We start from the raw sequence: 18,920 nt of genomic DNA on the forward strand, positions 1-18,920 counted from the left end.
AGCCATCCGTCCGGGCAGGAAGCTACGCCGACCTCGGGCTGCCGGAGTGCGTCCGTACGTTGGGCAAGGCCGGCCCGGGCGGCAACGAGTCCTGCCACGAGGCGTTCACCCAGTTCAACGGGAAGTACAGCACCCTGCCGCTGGTCGCCATCCTGTTCCTCGTGCTGCCCCTGCTGGTCGGTCTGTTCTGGGGCGCCCCGCTGGTGGCCCGTGAGGTCGAGCAGGGCACCCACCGGCTGGTCTGGACCCAGGGCATCAGCCGCCGGCACTGGGCCGTGGTCAAGTTCGGGCTCGTCGGCGCCGTCACGCTGGTCCTGGCGGTCGGCTACGGGCTGGGCGTCGGCTGGTGGCTGGCTCCGCTGAACCAGGCCGGCCGACAGGTCCGGTTCGACCAGTTCTTCTTTGACATGCAGGGCGTGGCACCGATCGGGTACACGCTGTTCGCCGTCGCGCTGGGCATCTTCGTCGGCACCTTCTGGCACCGGATGCTCCCGGCGATGGCCGGCACAATGGTCGGCTTCATCGGCCTGCCCGTCGTGCTGGCCACCCTGGCCAGACCCCGCTACCTGCCCGCCGAGACGCTCACCTTCCCGGTCCTGGGCACCGCCGCCGCGCCGAACGAGATGGCCGGCGACTGGATCCTCACCAGCGGCGTCCGGAACGCCGACGGCGAGCTGGTGGTGAGCGGCGGCTCGATCGAGTGCCCGCCGAACCCCACCGGGCCGGGCGCCGGCTGCGGCGAAGGGCTCGGTATCGGGCCCGGGGCGTACAACTGGCAGCTCTATCAGCCCGCCGACCGGTTCTGGCTGTTCCAGGGCATCGAGACGGGGATCTTCGTCGCTCTCGCCGTACTCCTGGTCTATCTCGCCGTCCGCCGGATCCGCCGGATCGCCTGACCGGCCCGCTGTTGCGCCGGAGCGTCCGGCCGGCGGTCAGCGGCGGGGGGCGGGGCGGAGCGCGATCAGCAGCGCGGCGCTGGCCGCCGCGCCGAGCAGCAGCCCGGCGACCACGTCGTGCGGATAGTGCACCCCGGCCGCCACCCGCAGCGCCGCCACCGCCCCGGCCACCGGCAATGCCACGTAGCCGAGCCGGGGAGCCAGCAGGACCAGCCCGGCCGCCAGCCCACCGGCCAGCGTCGAGTGGTTGCTCGGAAACGACCAGTCCCCGACCGGCGGGCAGGACACCCAGGTCACCACGTCGGCGAACGCCCGGCACGGCCGCTCCTGGTCGACGACCAGCTTCACCGCCTCGCTGGCCAGGTACGCCAGCACCGTGCCGAGGCCGACCAGGAGCGCGCCGAGCGCGTCGGGGGTACGCCTGCGCCGCCAGCCGAGCCAGCCGACCCGGGCCAGCAGCCCGGCGAGGACCAGCAGGCCACCGGCGGCGGCGTACTCCCCCAGGCCGTGCAGCCAGCCGGGCAGCTCACCGGCGTGTCCGACCATCCCCCGGTACGCCTCGGCGGACGGCCCGTCGGTCACCACCCGCGGCCGCGGATCGCCCAGTCCGCCCGGAGCCAGCAGGACCACCGCCGCCCCGGCGAGCAGGAGCATCGGCACCACCAGCAGAATCCGCCGCAACACAGTCATAGCGGATCAACGTAGTCGTTCCTTCCCCCCGACGGCCCCGCCCGAAGGTCATTTCGTCCGTACGACCTTCGTCAGGTCGACCGACCGGGCCGCGACGTGACCGGCGGGCAGACGCGCCTTGACGCGTTCCTGGATCTCCTGACGCAGTGCGGAGAACTCGGCGAGCCGGCCTTCGTGTCCGTCGTCGTCCGTCGGCGTCTGCGGGCCGCCGGCCGGCGCAGGTTCCGATTCCGGCCGTCGGGTGCGTTGACCGTACAACCGGACCGCCAACCCCAGCATTCGGCGCGATCTCGTCGCCGATTGGACACCTTCAGGTGGACCGGACAGTAGCCGGGCCAGTTCACCCGGGCCCGACGTCGTCGGCCCGGCAGGCAAGATAGAGCTCATGCAGCCACATCCAAACGTGCAGGCGGTGCAGGACGCGCTGGACAACGCGGGCGGACGCGACGGCTCCGGCGCGCCGAGCCGGGTCCGGATCCTGCCCGAGGCGGTGCACACCGCCGCCGCCGCGGCGGCGGCCCTCGGTGTCGAGGTGGGCCAGATCGCCAATTCGCTGATCTTCGACGCGGGCGGTGAGCCGCTGCTGGTGCTCACCTCGGGGGCGCACCGGGTGGACACCGCCCGGGTCGCCGCCGACCTCGGGCTGCCCGCGCTGCGCCGGGCCAGCCCGGAGTTCGTCCGGGAGCACACCGGCCAGCCGATCGGCGGAGTCGCCCCGCTCGGGCACCCGAAGCCGATCCGTACCCTGGTCGACACCGCGCTCGCCGACTACCCGGAGATCTGGGCGGCCGGCGGCGTGCCCCGGGCCGTCTTCCCGACCACCTCCGCCGAACTGCTGCGGATCACCGCCGGCAGCCCCGCCGAGGTGGCGTGAGCAGTCCCGACCATGACACGACCCGGCGCGCCCCGTCCGCGTCCGGACCGCCTGGCAACCCGAGCCCGGTACCGCTGGTCACCCTGCACGTCTGGCGGGTGCCGCCGCGCGCCCTGCCCCGGGCACTGACCCGGATGGCCGTCGACCGGCGCCGGCTGCGGGCGGTTTCCGGCGTACGGTTCGGCAAGCTGCTCGGCACCGGGACGGGCACCGGATTCGGACCCACCGACGCCGACCTGACCCGCTGGGCCGCACTGGTGGTCTGGGCCGACCCGGAGCGGGCCGGCGCATTCGACGAGACCCCGGTGGGACGGGCCTGGCGACGGGTGGCCCTGGCCGGCGCCCGGCTCGACCTGCGGCCACTGGCCAGCCGGGGCCGGTGGTCCGGAGTCGAGCCGTTCGGCGGCGTGCCCCGGTCCGGCGCCGAGACGTTCGGCGTGCCTCGATCCGGAGTCGAGCCGTCCGGCGGCGTGCCTCGATCCGGGCCGGATGGCGCACCGGCGGGCACCGCACCGGGCCGGCCGGTGCTGGCGCTCACCCGGGCCCGATTGCGACCGCTGCGCGCCGGCACCTTCTGGCGGGCCGTCCCGCCCGTCGCGGCCGCGCTGCGGGACGCCCCCGGCCTGCTGGCCCGGTTCGGCATCGGCGAGGCGCCGCTCGGCTGGCAGGGCACGGTCAGCGTGTGGCGGAACGCGACGTACCTGCGTCAGTTCGCGTACCGTTCCCCCGAGCACCGCGCGGCCATCGCTCGTACGACCAGCCAACGCTGGTACGCCGAGGAACTGTTCGCGCGGTTCGAGGTAGGGAATCTCGCCGGTGACCCGGCGGTGCTCGGCTGGGTCGGGTCCGGCGGTGCCCCGGAGCTTGACACCGGCCAGGTAGTGAGGAGCGGACGACCATGAGGCTGGTGCCGTGGAAACCGGACGATCTCGCCCGGCGGCTCGACGAGGTGGTGTCGGTCTACGGCGAGGCGATGGGATACCGGGCCGAGCTGCTGGAGGCCCGCCGCGGCTACATCGCGACCCACGTACGCCGGCCCGGGTTCCGCGCCGTCGCCACCCTCAGCACCAACGGTCACCTGGTCGGCTTCGGCTACGGATATCTCTCCGCGCCCGGGCAGTGGTGGCACGACCAGGTCTACAACGCGCTCTCCGACGACGCCCGCAAGACGTGGTTCGAGGACTGCTTCGAGGTGGTCGAGCTGCACGTCCGGCCCGCCGCCCAGGGGCACCAGCTCGGTGCCCGCCAGCTCCGGGCCCTGCTCGGAATGGCCGAGGGCAGCACCACGCTGCTCTCCACCCCGGAGGCTGACGAGCGGATCTCCCGGGCCTGGCGGCTCTACCGGCGGTTCGGCTTCGTGGACGTGTTGCGGGACTTCCGCTTCCCCGGCGACGAGCGGGCCTTCGCGGTGCTGGGCCGGGACCTGCCGCTGCCCCCGCCGGAGCGATGACCGCCGGAGGGCTTCCTGCCGGCCGGCTGAGCTGGCTGCTGCTCGGCGTACTGGTGCTGGCCCAGATCGGCTATCCGCTGACCGGGGGCGCCGACCGGGCCCGGTTGACCGTCGCCACGGTCTGTCTCGGCTGGCTGCTGTCGGTGAGCCACGCCCTGCTCACCCGGGGTCTCCGGGTGGCCGTCGGGCTGGTACTGGTCACCACCGGCGGTGGGCTGGCGGTCGAGGCGCTCGGCGTGGCCACCGGCGTGCCGTTCGGCGGGTACGCCTACTCCGGCGTGCTGGGCCCGAAGCTGGCCGGGGTACCGCTGGTGATCCCGCTGGCCTGGACCTGGATGGCCTGGCCCGCCTGGCTCGCCGCGGTCCGGCTGACCCGGCCCGGTGCGGCCCGGATCGGGCTGGCCGCGGTGGGGCTGGCCGGCTGGGACCTGTTCCTCGACCCGCAGATGGTCGCCGAGGGCTACTGGAGCTGGCGGGACCCGGATCCGGCCCTGCCGGGGGTGCCGGACGTCCCGGTCAGCAACTACCTCGGCTGGCTGCTCTTCGCGGTACTCCTGATGGCGCTGCTCGGGCCGGTCGCCGGCCGGGCCGCCGGGCTCGCCGCCGTCCAAGACGCCCCGCTGTACGCCCTCTACCTCTGGACCTACGCCGGCAGCGTCCTCGCGCACGCGGTCTTCCTCGGCCTGCCCGCGTCGGCCGGCTGGGGTGGGCTGGTCATGGCGGTTGTCGCCGGCCCGCTCGCGGTGCGGCTGGCCCGACGGCGACGGCGGTCCCGCAGCGGCGCCACCGCACCGGCATGACCGGCGCCCCGCCCGGTTGGACACCGACCACCGCCGCTATCGGACCGCCGGCATGACCGGCACGCTGCTGGGCTGGACGCTGACCGCCGTGGTCGGGCTGCTGACCGGGCACACCTGGCTCAACGCCACCCGCTGGCTGCGCCGTCCCCCGCCCGGCGCCGCCCGCACCGACGAGCCGGTCGCGGTGCTGCTGCCGGTACGCGACGAGGCGACCCGGGTCGGGCCGTGCCTGCGGGCGCTGCTCGCCCAGCGGGGCGTACCCGAGTTGGAGATCGTGGTGCTCGACGACGGGTCGACCGACGGCACCGCCGAGGTGGTCCGGGCGGTCGCGGCCGGAGATCCCCGGGTACGCCTGCTCGGCGGTGCGCCGCCGCCACCCGGCTGGCTCGGCAAGCCGTACGCCTGCCAGCAGCTCGCCGACCGGGCCGGCGGGAGGGCGCGGGTGTTGGTCTTCGTGGACGCCGACGTGACGCTCGGCCCGTACGCGGTCGCCGCCGCCGTGCGCACGCTCCGGTCGGCCTCGGCGGTGCTGCTCTCCCCGTACCCCCGGATCGTCGCCGGCTCGCCGGGTGAGCGGCTGGTCCAGCCGCTGTTGCAGTGGCTCTGGCTGACCTTCCTGCCGCTGGTGGCGATGGAGCGCTCGCCCCGGCCGAGCCTGGCCGCCGCCGGTGGCCAGTTCCTGGTGCTGGACCGGGCCGGCTACCGGCGGGCCGGTGGGCACGCGGCGGTCCGGGACCGGGTGCTGGAGGACATCGAGCTGGCCCGGGCGGTGAAGCGGTCCGGCGGGCGGATCGCGCTGGCCGACGGCTCCCGGCTGGCCGAGTGCCGGATGTACGGCTCCTGGCCGGAGCTGCGGGACGGCTACACCAAGTCGCTCTGGGCCGCGTCCGGGTCGCCGGCCGGCGCCACCGCGGTTGTGCTCCTGCTGCTCCTGCTGTACGCCCTGCCGCCGCTGCTCGCCGTCGGCGCGGCACTGGCCGGCGCGCCGACGGCTGCCCTGGCGGCGCTGTGCGGCTATCTGCTCGGGGTGCTCGGACGCCTGGTCAGCGCCGGGTCGACCGGCGGCCGGGGCTGGCCGGACGCATTGACACATCCGTTGTCGGTCGCGGTCCTCGGTTGGCTCACCATCCGGTCGTACCATCTGCGAAGGCGGGGGCGGCTCACCTGGCGGGGCCGACCGGTGCGCTGATCCGTGGAGGGGACGGTCGGTGCGCCGAGCCGGCGACGGGTACGCACCCGGGCGCCGCTCCGGCCACTGGTACGGCGACGGCGGTTGACCGTGACGAGGGGGCGTACGTGAGTCGGGTGGTCGTCATCGGCGCGGGGGTGGGCGGTTTGGCCGCCGCAGCCCGATTAGCGGCACTCGGCCACGAGGTCGCCGTCTACGAGCGGTCCGATGTGGTCGGTGGCAAACTCGGCCGGTACGTCCGGGAGACGCCGATCGGGACGTTCCGGTTCGACACCGGCCCCAGCCTGCTCACCCTGCCGCAGGTCTTCGCCGACCTGTTCGAGGCGACCGGCGCCACACTGGACGAGTACGTCGACCTGATGCCGCTGGACCCGATCGTCCGGCACGTCTTCCCACCGTCGACCACCGCCTCGGGAACGGTGCTCGACTCGTGTGCCGATCCCGAGGTCTTCGCGGCCCGGATCGCCGAGCGGTTCGGTGCGGAGTCCGCCGACGACTGGCGGCGGCTGTGGCGCCGCGCCGAGCGGGTCTGGACGGCCGCCTGGCGGGACGTGCTGCGTCGGCCCGTCGACTCCCCCCGGGACCTGGCGAAGCTCTCCTGGCGGCTCGAGGACCTGGCCGCGATCGCCCCCGGTCGGACGCTACGCGACCTGGGCCGGCGCCACCTGCGCGAACCCCGGCTCCGGATGCTGCTGGACCGGTACGCCACCTACACCGGCGCCGATCCGCGCCGGGCGCCGGCCGCGCTCGCCGCCGTCCCGTACGCCGAACTGGCCTTCGGCGGGTGGTACCCGCGCGGCGGGCTCGGCACCCTCGCCGACGCGCTGCTCTCTCGCTGCCTCGACCTGGGTGTGGTGGTGGCGACCGGCAGCACCGTCACCGGCATCGACGCGGCCGGCGGCCGGGTGCACGGGGTACGGCTGGCCGGCGCCGTCAGCCCGGTACCGGCGGACGTCGTGGTGGCGAACACCGACGCGCTGACCCTCTACCGGGACCTGCTGCCGACCCCGGACCGGCTGGCCCGGCTGACCGACCGCAGCCTGGCCGGCTTCGTCCTGCTGCTCGGAGTGCGCGGCAACTCCGGCCTGGCCCACCACAACGTCTTCTTCCCGGCCGACTACGACGCCGAGTTCGACGCGGTCTTCGGCGACCCCGGCCGGGGCGTACCGGCCCGCCCGGTGGTCGACCCGACGGTCTTCGTCAGCGTGCCCGACGATCCGCTGGTCCGGCCGGCCGGGCACGAGGCATGGTTCGTGCTGGTCAACGCGCCCCGGCAGGGACGGACGCTGGGCGGGGTCGACTGGCGCCGGCCGGGGCTGGCGGACGCCTACGCCGACCGGGTCCTTGAGGTGCTCGCCGACCGTGGGGTGGACGTGCGGGACCGGCTCGTCTTCCGGGAGGCGCGTACCCCGGACGACCTGGCCGGCACGGCCGGCGCCCCGGGCGGGGCGATCCACGGCAGCGTCGGCGGGCTGCTGCGGCCCGGCAACCGGGGTCCGGCCCGTGGCCTGTTCCTGGTCGGCGGCTCCACCCACCCGGGCGGCGGCCTGCCGATGGTGGCACTCTCCGCGCAGATCGTCGCGGGCGAGATCGGCCCGGCCTGACCGGACGACTGCCCGGTCCTGTGTCGACACCCCGCCAGAGCCGTCCACCGCCCCCTGTGGGCGGACGGCCTAGCGCAGCGGCTGCCGGTAGGTGACCCGCCGGATCAGCACCTCGAACGGCCCGCGCCGCCCGGTCCGGCGCATCCAGTCGGCGAGCAGCACGGTGCCCAGCCAGGTCGTGGCGGCCAGCAGCGCCGTCCCGGCGACGGTGAGGGGGTCGGAGAGATCGAGCAGGAACGGGGTGAACGCGACGGCCCAGACGATCGACTGGGCCAGGTAGCAGGTCATCGACCGCTGGCCGGCGGCGGCGATCGCGTCGACCACCGGCCGAGGACGACGCGCCTGGAGCCGGACGGCGATCAGCGACAGCAGGGCGGCGTACCCGAGACCGCCGAGGAGCCCGGTCGTGTCGTGCAGGGGACCGAGCAGTTCGAGCGTTGCCCGGTCCGGGATCGGCACCACCCCGGCGAGGACCAGCGAGATCGGTTGGGCGCCGAGCACGGCGGCGCCGATTCCGACCACTGCCACGCTGACCAGCAGCCTCGGGTATCGCTGCGGCTGCTCCAGGACGCGTCGACGCCCCGCCCACAACCCGAGCACGAACGGGCAGACGAAGCCCAGCGGTCCCAGCAGTGCGACGTAGAGCGACACGGGAGCGCGCTGGACAACCATGCTGAGTAGGTCCGGCGGAAGCATCGAGACATGCGGCGGTTCACTGCTGATCGCCAACGAGCCGCCACCTGGCAGCGCGCCGAGCACGAAGAAGCAGAGGGCCGTCAACAGCAGCCAGCGGTCCTTGCTGCGTACCAACCACGCGCCTGCGAACAGCAGCACGCCGTACGCCGCCAGGATGTCGCCGACGTACAGCAGCACCGCGTGCAGGAAACCCACCACCACCAGCACCAGGCTGCGCCGCCACAGCAGCCGGCGTACGGCCCACGGCCCGAGTGCCTCCTGCCGGCGTGCGATCTGGGCCACGCCGTACCCGAACAGGAGTCCGAACATCGGGAACGCCCGACCGTCGACGAACGTCGCGATCAGCCAGGTGACGCCCCGGTCGAGGGCTGCGCCGTCCTGCGGGTAGCCGCCGAGCACCGAAGCGCCGCGCAGGAAGTAGTGCGAGTTGGCCAGGGCGATGAACAACAACATGAAACCGCGGGCCAGGTCGGGCCCCAGCGCACGGGTCGACACCGGACCTGGTCGGGGCGGACTCGCCGCCGTCGGGCCGGTCGAAGGCTGGTCCGTCACGTCCGGACCACCCGCTGCTGTCATGCCCACCAGCCAACCAAGGTCCGGTGTCGGGTCTCATCGTGCTTCGGTCGGTGATGGATCGACCAAAGTCGGTCGCTGGCATCGCCACCCGACCAGCGCACCCCCGCTGGATGCTGCCGCGTCTGGAACTGCCGGCATCGTCCGGGCGGGTCGCGGCCGTCATCCAGGGCCGGTCGCGGCTGTCACTCGGGTAGTTCGCGGCCGTCATCCAGGATGGCTCGCGGTCGTCATCCAGGGCGGGTCGCGGCTGTCACTCGGGTGGTTCGCGGCGGCTCAGTTCGACTCCGGTCGGCTCGCGGCGAGCCAACTCCTTGCCGGGGAGATGGTTGCCGGTCGGCTCCTCCCCGATCGGCTGCCGGCCGGAGGATTCCACCCCGACCGGCCGACCGGCGGCCGACGGCTGCCCGGCCGGCGCACTACCGCCCGCCCGCCGGCCCGGCGGCTCCTTGCCGGTGTCCAGCGACCGGCGCACCGCCGAGAGCAACTGGACCATGCCGAAGAAGCCGAGCAGCACCCAGATCGCGGTGGCCACGGTGATCGTGCCGGCCGCCAGCTCCGGCATGATCAGGTATGCCACCCCGGCGACCAGCAGCCCCACCACGGCGACGCTGACCCGGCTCGGCCGCTCCCCCACGGTGACGGTGCCGATCTCCTTCATCCCCGCCGAGACCGAACGGGCCCGGGTGTACTCGTGCAACCAGGAGAGCGCTCCGGCCGCCACCACCAGCACGCCGGGGGCGCCCACCAGCCAGAAGGCGATCAGCCAGCAGACCTCGCCGACCCGGTCGGCCAGCGAGTCGTAGACGTATCCGAGCCGGGTCGTCCGGCCGGTGACCACGGCGACCGCGCCGTCGATGCTGTCCGCCACGGCGGCGAGCAGCACGAACCCCGCCGCCAGGAGCGGCCCGACCGGCCCCGGCCGGGACTGGCCGACCGCCACCGGTACGCCGATGCAGAGCAGCACCCCGAGCACCGTCACCGCGGTCGGCGACACGTGCAGCCGGGCAAAGAAACAGCCCAGGGCGTACGACATCCGCAGCCAGCGGCGCACCGAGGTGGTGGCCATCCGGGGGTCGAAGCCGCCGTGCAGCCGCGCCCATTTGTTGGCGTACTCGTCCCACGTCAACCGGTTGCCCACGCTGGCTCAACCGCCGGACGGCGGCCCAGGTCGCGCCTGCGGGTCCGGATCCGGGTCGACGGTGGGACAGGCGCGGCCTCGGGCGTCGCCGCACAGGCCCGGAGCCGGCTCGGGCCGCATCCGTTCAGACTCCGACGCCGGCCTGGAGGCTCTGCCAGACCTCGCGGGTCGCGGTCGACCGGTTGAGGGTGATGAAGTGGATCCCGGGCACGCCCTCGTCGAGCAGCCGGCGACACATCTCGCTGGCCTGCTGGACGCCGAGCCGGCGGACCGCCTCCGGGTCGTCGGCGACCCGCTCGAACTGGGCGGCCAGTGCGGGCGGGAACGGCGCCCCGGAGAGCTGCTGGGAGCGCTCGATCGTGCTGAGCTGGGTGACCGGCATGACGCCGGGCAGGATCGGCGTGTCGCAGCCGGCCGCCGCCACCCGGTCGCGCAACCGGAGGTAGTCGTCGGCGTCGAAGAACATCTGGGTGATCGCGAAGTCGGCGCCGGCCCGGCACTTCTGGATGAAGTACCGCGTGTCGGTGGCGATGTCCGGCGACCGGGGGTGTTTGTACGGGAACGCCGCCACCCCGACGCTGAAGTCGCCCGCCTCGCGGACCAGCCGGACCAGTTCCTCGGCATAGAGCACGCCGGCCGGGTGCTGCACCCACTCGCCCATCGGGTTGCCCGGCGGGTCGCCGCGCACCGCGAGCACGTTCCGCACCCCGGCGCCGGCCAGCCGGCCGATCACGTTGCGCAGCTCGGCGACCGAGTGGTCGACCGCGGTCAGATGCGCCATCGGCAGCAGGGTGGTCTCGGTCGCGACCCGCTCGGTCACCGCGACGGTGGTGTCCCGGGTCGTCCCGCCGGCACCGTAGGTGATCGAGACGAACGACGGGCGCAGCGACTCCAGCTCGCGGATCGCCTGCCAGAGCAGCCGCTCGCCCTTCTCCGTCTTCGGCGGGAAGAACTCGAAGGAGAAGGTCGGCGTGGGACCACGGACGAGGTCCCCGATCGACGGCCGCGAGTCGGGGAGGACAGAGGGAAGACCGAGCGCCACGCCGCGACTCTACCGGTCCGGCCGGCTCGATCTTGCACCATTCGGTCCCGTTCGGGGTGGGGAGTCCGCTTTTCAATCCCATCTAACGGTCGCCGCGGGCATCGGGAGCGCGGCAGGCGGCGAGCAGTCCGCGTACGGCGATCTGCCGGCCGTGGCAGGGCCAGGGGTCGGCACAGGCGCGGCAGACGTTCGGCCCGGCCGGACCGGAGACCGGGGTCGCCGGCCCGGCGGGCAGCGGACTGTGCTCCCGGTGCAGGCGTACCGCCAGCCGCCAGGCCATCGGCTGCACCGCCTCCGGCGGCGGCTCGTCGGGCGGGTTCTCCGGGTCGAACGGCAACTCGCTGGGCACGGCGGCACTCCTCGGCGGTCGATCGGAATCGACGGTCACCGGTGCCGGCCGGTGCCCGGGGAGGCGTACCGGTCGGTGGTGGACCGTCGCCTCCGATCGAACGGCGGATCGGGCCGACGGGGAGGAGCCAGCAGGGAGGGGCCAACCCACTGGCCCCGGGGCCAGCACGCGCACCGGCTCCGGGGCGGGGGTTACGGTGCCGGAGTCCTCGCGTACGCCCACGGCCGCCGGTACCGCAGCAGGGCCGCCAGCAGTACGACGGTGAGCACCGCCGCCCCGCCGTCCGTGACGTACGACGGCAGCAGCCCCGGCACGCCGAACCGGTCCCGGGTGGCCTCGAAGACCTCCGGCGGGATCATCACCAGTCCGGCCGCCTGGGTCGCGTTCACGGCCAGCACCGTCCAGAAGACCCAGGCCCGTCCGGTCCTGGCGAGCAGGCCGACCGCGTTGCCGACCAGGTAGACGCAGCCGACGACCCGGAACCCGGTCAGGAAGCCGGGCGCGTCGGCTTGGGCCTGCGCCTCGGTCGAGCCGGCCAGCCGCATCATCTCCTCCATCGCCCGGAGGTCGATGACCACGAAGTTCTGTAGCGCCGTGCCGAGCAGGAAGAGGAGCGAGCAGGCGAGGGTCAGGTTCTGCACCGGTCGGGTCCACCGGGTCGGTGTCCGGTTGGCCCGGCGGTCGTCGGTCTGCGGTACGGAAGCGGACATGCCCTCCGACGCTAGGTCGGAGCGGTGCCGGGATGATCGGGGATGATCCCCATCCCTCCCTGAAACCGACACCCGGGGCCGCCAGGGGGACGGTGCTATCCGGCAGCTTGCCGTGCCTTAATCCACTCCTCGACGTCCCGCTTCAGCCACACGTTGCCCATCTTCAACTTCTGGATCGGAGCTGGGAAGTCTCGGTGGCTGGTGATGACGTGCACCCGCTGTCGGGACAGGTTGCCGCCCAACATGTCGCGGATCTCAGCCACCCCGACCAGTTCCTCCACATGGCCGACGCTAAGCAACTGCACTCGCTGTTGACGTCGACAACTACGACGTCAACACTTAGGGCATGGCTTATCCGAACCAGCTCCCGATCCCCGAGCGTCCGATGCCGTTCCGGCTCCGGCCGCACTCGCCCCGACGCCCGTCGTGGCACTGTTCGGGTTGCCCCGGGCAGCCCTGGCCCTGCGGCATGGCGCGACTACTGTTGCGGCCCGAATTCCAGAACGCTCCGGTCGGACTTGCCCTATACATGTCGGCACAGCTCATGGAGGCATTGGCCGACCTGCACCGCCTCAACCCGAACCCCGAGCCGGAGCCCAAGGTCCTGTTTCAGCGGTTCGTCGCGTGGACCGCCCGAGAACCCCTCGCCTAGCACGCCGACGGATTACCGGACCTTCCGTACCCGCCCGGCTGCCTCCGATCCCCGTAGAACGTCGTACCCGGCCGGTAGGAATTGAGCCGCGCAGGGAGGCGGGGTCGCCGGTCTCCGGGGTCGTGCGCGGGGGTCAGCAGCAGGTTCGTCAGATCGTCACGCGCCGAAGGACCGCCCATGCCCCGACCCGAGCACCACCCGCACGACTCCGCGTCCGGCCGCCCCGCCGCACCGGGTTCACTCGGCGCGTTGCTGACCGAGTTGCGCCTGGCCAGGGGCTGGAGCCAGCTCCGGGTGGCCGAGCAGCTCTGCGCCGCCTCCGGCGTACCGACGGTCAGCCGGCACGAGGTGTCCCGGTGGGAGCGGCAGCAGCGGGTGCCCGGCCAGTTCTGGCTGAGCTGGCTGGCGGCCGTGCTCGAAGTGCCCGTCGAAGAGCTGGCGGTCGCCGCCGCCGCGAGCCGGCCCACGACGGCCGACGGCGGAGAGGGCAGAGACGGTGGAAATCCGGGCGCGGTCCGGGCCCGGCAGGAGTTACTGACCTCGGCGCACGCCTGGCTCACCGATCCGGACGGGCCGGTCGGACCGACGATCACCATGCCGGTCGAACCGACCCGAGGGGTCATGGTCGGGCCGGCGCGGATGGATTCGGGCCGGTCGGGAAGGGCTGGCGAGCAGGCGCCCGAGTTGCCGCTCGATGCGGCCGGGGTTGCCGGGGTGCGGCGGCTCGACGACCTGGTGGGTGGAGGGGACCTCCTGTCATCCCCGGCCGGCCGGCTCACCCTGGCGACAGCGCGGTGCGCGACCGGCCGCCCCGGGCGGCGGGCACTGCCGCTGGTCGCCGAGGCGGCGCAGCTCGCCGGCTGGCTGCACACCGACGCGGGCGAGGTCGGCGCCGCACTCCGCGCCTACCGGCTGGCGCTGACCGCCGCCGCCGGTGCCGGCGACCGGAGCCTCGGCGCGCACGTACTCGGCGCGGCCAGCCACCTGCTCAGCGCCTTCGGCGACGCCCGGGGCGGCCTGCTGCTCGCCCGTACCGGATATCTCGGCGCCCGGCGCACCGCCCCGGCCGGACTGCGGGCGCTGCTGCTGCACCGGATCGCCTTCGCGGCGGCGCGGTGCGGGCGGCGCCGGCCCGCGTACGCCGCGCTGCGCGCCGCCGAGCGGGCGACCGGACGACGCGAGCCGCCCCGGGAACCGGCCTGGCTCTACTGGCTGGACGAGGGTGAACTCGCCGCGATGACCGGACGCTGCCTGGCCGCGCTGCGCCGCCCGCTACGCGCCGAGCCATTGCTCCGCGCCGCGCTGACCCGGCCGGGGCAGCCGAGGACGGCGGCGGTCTACGGTGCTTGGCTGGCGCACGCCTGTCTCGACCTGGGCGAGTGGGAACGGGCCGCCGAGGTGGCCGACGCGGCGCTGCTCGACGCCGTACGGTCCGGGTCGGCGCGGGCGGCGGCGGAACTCACCGGTGTCGGCCGGCGGCTCGCGGCGTACCGGACGGAGCCGGCCGGCCGACGGCACGCGGCGCTGGCGGCGGCCACCCGTCGCTACCTGCCCGCGACGCCACCGGCAGCTCTGGCCGGATGACCCCGTGTACCCGTCCAGTCGACCGGGGGCGGCGCCGGGGTGCCGGTCGCGGTCAAGGAGAAACACACCGGGTGACCGTCGGCGGTCCCGCCGCCGGGACACCCATCGACCAATATCTTTGCCTGGCGGGCAGACCGCACCGGATGGCACGCGGTCGATCATGCCTCTGAGCAGGGCGGACAGCCGGACGAGCGAGCCGATTCCGGCCACGGCCCGAAGCTCGTGGCGTAGCCGCACCGCGCACTCGGATGGTCGATCCACTAGCGTCATGGCGTGAACGCATCCGCCCCTGTCCCACCGGTCGACCGCGCCGGCCTGCGCCAGCGGGTCGACAACTCGTTGGCCCGGTTCTTCGTCAAACAGCGAGCCTGGATGACCGGTGTCGATGACGGGCTCGCCACGGTCGCCGACGCGCTGGAGGCGTTCGTGCTCGGTGGCGGCAAGCGACTGCGGCCGGCGTTCGGCTACTGGGGCTACCGGGGGGCGGGCGGGCTCGACTCTGACGAGATCGTCAGCGGCCTGGCCGCGCTGGAATTCGTGCAGGCGAGCGCCTTGATCCACGACGACCTGATGGACCGGTCCGACACGCGGCGCGGCGAGCCGTCGATCCACCGCCGCTTCGCCGCCCAGCACCGGGCGGCCGGCTGGGGCGGCGAACCGGACGGGTTCGGCGAGTCCAGCGCCATCCTGCTCGGCGACCTGTGCCTGGTCTGGTCCGACGAGCTGCTGCACGGCAGCGGCCTCGACCCGATCGTGGTCAGCCGGGCCCGGCCGGTCTTCGACGAGATGCGTGCCGAGGTCACCATCGGGCAGTACCTGGACGTGCTCGCCCAGGCGACCCGGGACGCCTCGGTCGACCGGGCGAGCAAGGTCGCCCGGTACAAGTCCGCCAAATACACCGTCGAGCGACCGCTGCTGTTCGGCGCCGCGCTCGCCGACGCGCCCGCCGAGCTGCGGGCCGCGTATTCGGGGTACGGGCTGCCGCTGGGCGAGGCATTCCAACTCCGGGACGACGTACTCGGCGTATTCGGCGATCCCGGCCAGACCGGTAAGCCGGCCGGGGACGACCTGCGGGAAGGCAAACGTACCTACCTGGTGGCGGCGGCCCTGGAGGCGACCAGCCCGGCCGGACGGGAACTGCTGAACCGCCGACTCGGCGACCCCGGACTCGACCGGGCCGGCATCGAGGTCCTGCGCGAGATCATCACCAGCAGCGGGGCACTCGACCGCACCGAGCGGCGGATAGCCACGCTCACCGACACGGCGCTGGCCGCGCTGGTCGGCGTCGATCTGGAGGCCGAGGCCCGCGAGGTACTGGTGGACCTCGCGGTCGTGGCCACCCGCCGCAAGGACTGAGCCGGACAGCGGACGGAAGCCGCCCGCTCTGCCGTCGCGACCGGCTCTCCTCGCCGTGGCCCCGTCGCGACCGGCTCTCCCCGTCGTGGCCCCGTCGCGACCGGCTCTCCCCGTCGTGGCCCCGTCGCGACCGGCTCTCCCCGTCGTGACGTGCTCGTTCCCCGGTGCGGCTTCCATCTGGACGGCTCCGGTCCCCGGTCCTGACCGCCCGTCTTTTCCGGCCTCCCGGGCGAACCGGCCGTCCGGCGTACCGGCGGCTGGAGATGCTGGTTTCGTGCGACCCGTCGCAGCGCCGCCCGCCCCGGATCGGCCCAGCCGGCTCCGGATGGCCGGGCTCGCCGCCAGTGCCACGCTGGCGGCCAGCGCCTATGGGGTGGGAGCACTGCCGGCGGGTGCCGCCGAGGCGGCGCCGGTGCCGGACACCTGGGGATACTGGCTCGGCCTGGCCGGTTGGGTCACCGGACTGGCGGCGCTGGCGGGCATCTGGTGGCGGCTCGGCGTACGGATGCGGCGCGAGCCGGCGGGCGTACCGCTGGGCTGGCTGCTGCGTACCGGGCTGCTCTGGGCGGCTCCGCTGCTGGTCGCGCCCCCTGTCGGCAGCCGGGACGCGTACGCCTACGCCTGCCAGGGCGCACTCTGGCTCGACGGCGTCGACCCGTACTCCGTCGGCGTACTGCCGGGCGGATGCGTCTGGTCGGACGCCGTACCCGCACTGTGGCGGGACACCCCGACCCCGTACGGGCCGCTGGCGGTGGCCCTAGCCGGCGGGGCGGTCGCGGTGGCCCGGGCGATCACCACGTCCACCGACGGCCAATTGCTGGTCGTGATCGCACTGCTCCGCGCCGAGGCGCTGGCCGGCGTCGTCCTCGTCGCCGGCTGCCTGCCCCGGCTGGCCCGGGCGGGTGGCGTCGACCCGCTCCACGCCACCTGGCTCGGTCTGGTCTCGCCGCTCGTCCTGGTCCACGCGCTCGGCGGGGCGCACAACGACGCCCTGGTGCTGGGGCTGGTCCTGGCCGCGTTGTCCCTGGCAGCCGGCGGGTCGTCGGCCTTCGGCGCCGGGCGGGCCGGACTCGTCACCGGCGCACTGCTCGGGCTGGCGGTCGCGATCAAGGTCACCGCCATCGTGGCGCTGCCGTTCGCCCTGCTGCTCGCCACCGTCCGGCCCGGTCGCGCCCCGGGCTCTGCCGGCGCCGTCGACACAGTCCGCCTGACGCACTACGAGCGGGCCAGCGGGGCCCGAAGGCGACCGCCCGGATGGCGGCGGGCACGCTTGCCGGGCGTACTCCTCGATCGCCGGCTGCTCGCGCTGTCGGCCGCCGGAGGGCTGACTGGTGCGGTCCTGGCGTTCGCCGGGGTGACTCTGGCCACCGGCCTCGACCTCGGCTGGATCTCCGCCCTCTCCGACACCGGCCGGCTGGTGCAGTGGACCTCGGTACCCAGCGGGCTGGGCATGGCGGCCGGATACCTGCTGCGGCTCGCTGGACGTGCGGAGGCGGTCGACGACGCGGTGGCGGCGGCCCGACTCCTCGGCCTCGTCGCGCTGGCCGGAACGCTCGCGATCCTGCTGGTCCGGGCCGGGCGGGCCGGATCGGCACCCGACCCGACCCGCGCCCGCCGTCGACTGGTGACCATCACCGGCCTGGCCTTCACCGCCCTCGCCCTGCTCTCCCCGATCTTCTACCCCTGGTACGGGCTGATCGCCGTCACCGTGCTCGCGGCGGGCTTGTCCGTCCGGCGCTGGGTCCACCGGGTGGCCGTCGCGGTGGTCGTGCTCAGCTTCCTGGTGCTGCCCAGCGGGCTCGGGCTGGCCGTGCTCACCAAGCTGCCCGGCGCCCTCTTCGACGTGGCCCTGCTGCTGGTCCTGGCCGGGGTGGCGTACCGGAACCGGCGGTCCCGGCGACCGGGCTGACGGTCGACCCCGTCAACGGTCTCGGACCAGCCGGGGCGGAGGTGTTGACGCTCTCGCTCCAGCGGCGGCGGGCCGTCAGCGGTCTCGTTCCAGCGGTCGCGGGGCCCGGCGGTCCGATCGCTTCCGGTCGACCAGCCGAAGCAGCGGGGAGCCCTCGCCGGCCGCCGGGGTTCGCTGCACGCCGGCCCGGCCCAGCCGGACCCAGACGGCCAGGGTCAGCAGCACCAGGGCGAAGCCGAACAGCAGGTCCTCCACCGGCGCGTACGCCAGGCGCCAGCCGATGATCTCGTCCGGGGCGTACCGGACGATGCCCCGGCCGGTCAGGATGCCGTTGGAGATCAACTGGAAGAACACGATGATCGGGTACGTGGCCCAGAACACCGGCCGGAGCAGCAGCCGGGTACGCAGCACGAAGAGGTCGGCCAGTACGGCGCCGGTCACCCCCAGCAGGGCGGCCACCGTGTAGCTCACGGCGACTCGTCGCCGGCCGGCCAGCGCAGCACCGCGCGGACCGCCTCGAAGCCGAGGATGGCACAGCAGGGTACGACGACGAAGAAGAGCAGCTCGTCCAGTGGCAGGCCGCCGGGGAGCAGTACCCCGGTGGTCTGTTCCGGGTCGAAGGTCCAGTGCCCGGCAGCTATCGCGGCCAGGTCCCAGAGCGCGAAGAGCACCACCACGGGTAGCAGGGTGAGCAGCAACCGCCGCCACCGCCGCAACACGTTGACCCGCAGGACCGGCTCCAGCCACAGCGCGGCGCCGACGCACCCGGCGAGCACCACCAGGTAGGCGAATCGCTCCATTCGGCGGGATCCGCCTCAGAAGCCGGTGGCCTGGGCCCGGCGCTTGACCTCGCGGGCCCGGTCGTCGCCGAGTGCCGCCGCCGGGGTGCCCGGCAGGGTGTCGTCGGGTAGGTAGAGCCAGCGCAGCGCCGCCTCGTCGTCGTACCCGGCGTCGTGCAGCAGGGTGAGGATGCCCGGCAGGTGCTTGCGTACGGTCCGGTTCGCCACCAGCTCGGCCGGAATCACCCGGGTTCCGTCCCGACGGACCGCCAGCAGCTCCCGGTCCCGGATCATCTGGTGCACCTTGCTGATCGACACCTCGAGGCGTTCGGCGACGTCCGGGAGGCTCAGCCAGCCGGCCGGCTCGGTCGGCTGCGGGTCGACGGGTGAGGATTCGGTCACCCGCTCACCTTGCCACGCCGCCCCCGGACCCGGACGAACGGCTCCCCGCGAGGCTGCCGGCCGACCCGGCTGGGCCGAACCGGCCGACCCGGCTGGGCCGAACCGGACGACTCGGCTGGGCCGAACCGGACGACTCGGCCAGGATGAGCGAAACGACCCGGTCAGGATGAACGGGACGACTCGGCCAGGATGAGCGGGACGACACCGGCAAATCTGGCCGAAGC

Annotated in this window: 19 protein-coding genes and 1 pseudogene; 10 read left to right on the plus strand and 10 right to left on the minus strand. The window is 74.1% G+C overall.

Going from position 1 to position 18,920, the window contains the following annotated elements; genetic code table 11:
- Positions 1-59 precede the first annotated feature (59 nt).
- Positions 60-896, plus strand: a complete 837-nt coding sequence (locus AAH979_RS10260; RefSeq protein ID WP_346257842.1) for an ABC transporter permease subunit — start codon at positions 60-62, stop codon at positions 894-896.
- Positions 897-932: 36 nt separating this feature from the next.
- Here the strand turns inward: AAH979_RS10260 and AAH979_RS10265 are convergent, their stop codons facing one another.
- Positions 933-1,586: a phosphatase PAP2 family protein gene (locus tag AAH979_RS10265; RefSeq protein ID WP_346257843.1), complete on the minus strand. Its 654-nt coding sequence runs from the start codon at positions 1,584-1,586 to the stop codon at positions 933-935.
- Positions 1,587-1,971: 385 nt separating this feature from the next.
- Here AAH979_RS10265 and AAH979_RS10270 point away from each other — a divergent pair, with 385 nt between their 5' ends.
- From AAH979_RS10270 to crtI, 6 genes are all read left to right on the plus strand, one after another.
- Positions 1,972-2,460: a YbaK/EbsC family protein gene (locus AAH979_RS10270; RefSeq protein ID WP_346257844.1), complete on the plus strand. Its 489-nt coding sequence runs from the start codon at positions 1,972-1,974 to the stop codon at positions 2,458-2,460.
- A 74-nt stretch (positions 2,461-2,534) separates the two neighbouring features.
- Positions 2,535-3,362 carry a monooxygenase gene (locus AAH979_RS10275; protein ID WP_346258003.1) on the plus strand — a complete coding sequence of 276 codons (828 nt, stop codon included), beginning with the start codon at positions 2,535-2,537 and terminating at the stop codon, positions 3,360-3,362.
- On the plus strand, positions 3,359-3,910 hold the full coding sequence (locus tag AAH979_RS10280) for a GNAT family N-acetyltransferase (RefSeq protein ID WP_346257845.1): 552 nt from the start codon (positions 3,359-3,361) through the stop codon (positions 3,908-3,910). Before AAH979_RS10275 ends, AAH979_RS10280 begins: the two co-directional genes overlap by 4 nt.
- On the plus strand, positions 3,907-4,710 hold the full coding sequence (locus AAH979_RS10285; RefSeq protein ID WP_346257846.1) for a carotenoid biosynthesis protein: 804 nt from the start codon (positions 3,907-3,909) through the stop codon (positions 4,708-4,710). Before AAH979_RS10280 ends, AAH979_RS10285 begins: the two co-directional genes overlap by 4 nt.
- A 52-nt stretch (positions 4,711-4,762) precedes the next feature.
- A complete protein-coding gene (locus AAH979_RS10290; RefSeq protein ID WP_346257847.1) occupies positions 4,763-5,899 on the plus strand; it encodes a glycosyltransferase family 2 protein in 1,137 nt (378 codons plus the stop codon).
- A gap of 107 nt (positions 5,900-6,006) precedes the next feature.
- Positions 6,007-7,503: a phytoene desaturase family protein gene (crtI, locus tag AAH979_RS10295; RefSeq protein WP_346257848.1), complete on the plus strand. Its 1,497-nt coding sequence runs from the start codon at positions 6,007-6,009 to the stop codon at positions 7,501-7,503.
- 69 nt (positions 7,504-7,572) lie between these two features.
- Here the strand turns inward: crtI and AAH979_RS10300 are convergent, their stop codons facing one another.
- The 6 genes and pseudogenes from AAH979_RS10300 to AAH979_RS10325 form a co-directional block, all read right to left on the minus strand.
- Complete coding sequence (locus AAH979_RS10300) at positions 7,573-8,694, minus strand: DUF418 domain-containing protein (RefSeq protein WP_346257849.1); 1,122 nt, start codon at positions 8,692-8,694, stop codon at positions 7,573-7,575.
- Between the two features lie 538 nt (positions 8,695-9,232).
- Positions 9,233-9,913 (minus strand): annotated as a pseudogene (locus AAH979_RS10305) (CDP-alcohol phosphatidyltransferase family protein); the annotation flags it as partial.
- Between the two features lie 124 nt (positions 9,914-10,037).
- A complete protein-coding gene (metF, locus tag AAH979_RS10310; RefSeq protein ID WP_346257850.1) occupies positions 10,038-10,955 on the minus strand; it encodes a methylenetetrahydrofolate reductase [NAD(P)H] in 918 nt (305 codons plus the stop codon).
- An 82-nt stretch (positions 10,956-11,037) separates the two neighbouring features.
- Positions 11,038-11,304 carry a hypothetical protein gene (locus tag AAH979_RS10315; protein ID WP_346257851.1) on the minus strand — a complete coding sequence of 89 codons (267 nt, stop codon included), beginning with the start codon at positions 11,302-11,304 and terminating at the stop codon, positions 11,038-11,040.
- 191 nt (positions 11,305-11,495) lie between these two features.
- Complete coding sequence (locus AAH979_RS10320) at positions 11,496-12,014, minus strand: hypothetical protein (RefSeq protein WP_346257852.1); 519 nt, start codon at positions 12,012-12,014, stop codon at positions 11,496-11,498.
- Between the two features lie 95 nt (positions 12,015-12,109).
- The gene (locus AAH979_RS10325; RefSeq protein WP_346258014.1) at positions 12,110-12,295 is read right to left on the minus strand and encodes a hypothetical protein; all 186 of its coding nucleotides are present in this window, start codon (positions 12,293-12,295) and stop codon (positions 12,110-12,112) included.
- A 548-nt stretch (positions 12,296-12,843) separates the two neighbouring features.
- Between AAH979_RS10325 and AAH979_RS10330 the strand changes: the two genes are divergently transcribed.
- From AAH979_RS10330 to mptB, 3 genes are all read left to right on the plus strand, one after another.
- Positions 12,844-14,250: a helix-turn-helix transcriptional regulator gene (locus AAH979_RS10330; protein ID WP_346257853.1), complete on the plus strand. Its 1,407-nt coding sequence runs from the start codon at positions 12,844-12,846 to the stop codon at positions 14,248-14,250.
- Between the two features lie 273 nt (positions 14,251-14,523).
- Positions 14,524-15,606 (plus strand): polyprenyl synthetase family protein, encoded by a 1,083-nt coding sequence (locus AAH979_RS10335; RefSeq protein ID WP_346257854.1) that lies wholly within the window; start codon positions 14,524-14,526, stop codon positions 15,604-15,606.
- 274 nt (positions 15,607-15,880) lie between these two features.
- Positions 15,881-17,515, plus strand: a complete 1,635-nt coding sequence (gene mptB / locus AAH979_RS10340) for a polyprenol phosphomannose-dependent alpha 1,6 mannosyltransferase MptB (protein WP_346257855.1) — start codon at positions 15,881-15,883, stop codon at positions 17,513-17,515.
- 75 nt (positions 17,516-17,590) lie between these two features.
- Here mptB and AAH979_RS10345 read toward each other — a convergent pair whose 3' ends face one another.
- The 3 genes from AAH979_RS10345 to AAH979_RS10355 are packed head-to-tail and all read right to left on the minus strand — an operon-like array spanning position 17,591 to position 18,696.
- The gene (locus AAH979_RS10345) at positions 17,591-17,986 is read right to left on the minus strand and encodes a lycopene cyclase domain-containing protein (RefSeq protein WP_346257856.1); all 396 of its coding nucleotides are present in this window, start codon (positions 17,984-17,986) and stop codon (positions 17,591-17,593) included.
- Complete coding sequence (locus tag AAH979_RS10350) at positions 17,983-18,315, minus strand: lycopene cyclase domain-containing protein (protein ID WP_346257857.1); 333 nt, start codon at positions 18,313-18,315, stop codon at positions 17,983-17,985. Before AAH979_RS10350 ends, AAH979_RS10345 begins: the two co-directional genes overlap by 4 nt.
- Before the next feature lie 15 nt (positions 18,316-18,330).
- Positions 18,331-18,696, minus strand: a complete 366-nt coding sequence (locus AAH979_RS10355; protein ID WP_346257858.1) for an Rv2175c family DNA-binding protein — start codon at positions 18,694-18,696, stop codon at positions 18,331-18,333.
- Between the last annotated feature and the right edge of the window lie 224 nt (positions 18,697-18,920).

Origin of the sequence: Plantactinospora sp. ZYX-F-223 (genome assembly GCF_039649625.1) — a bacterium.
GTDB lineage: Bacteria > Actinomycetota > Actinomycetes > Mycobacteriales > Micromonosporaceae > Plantactinospora.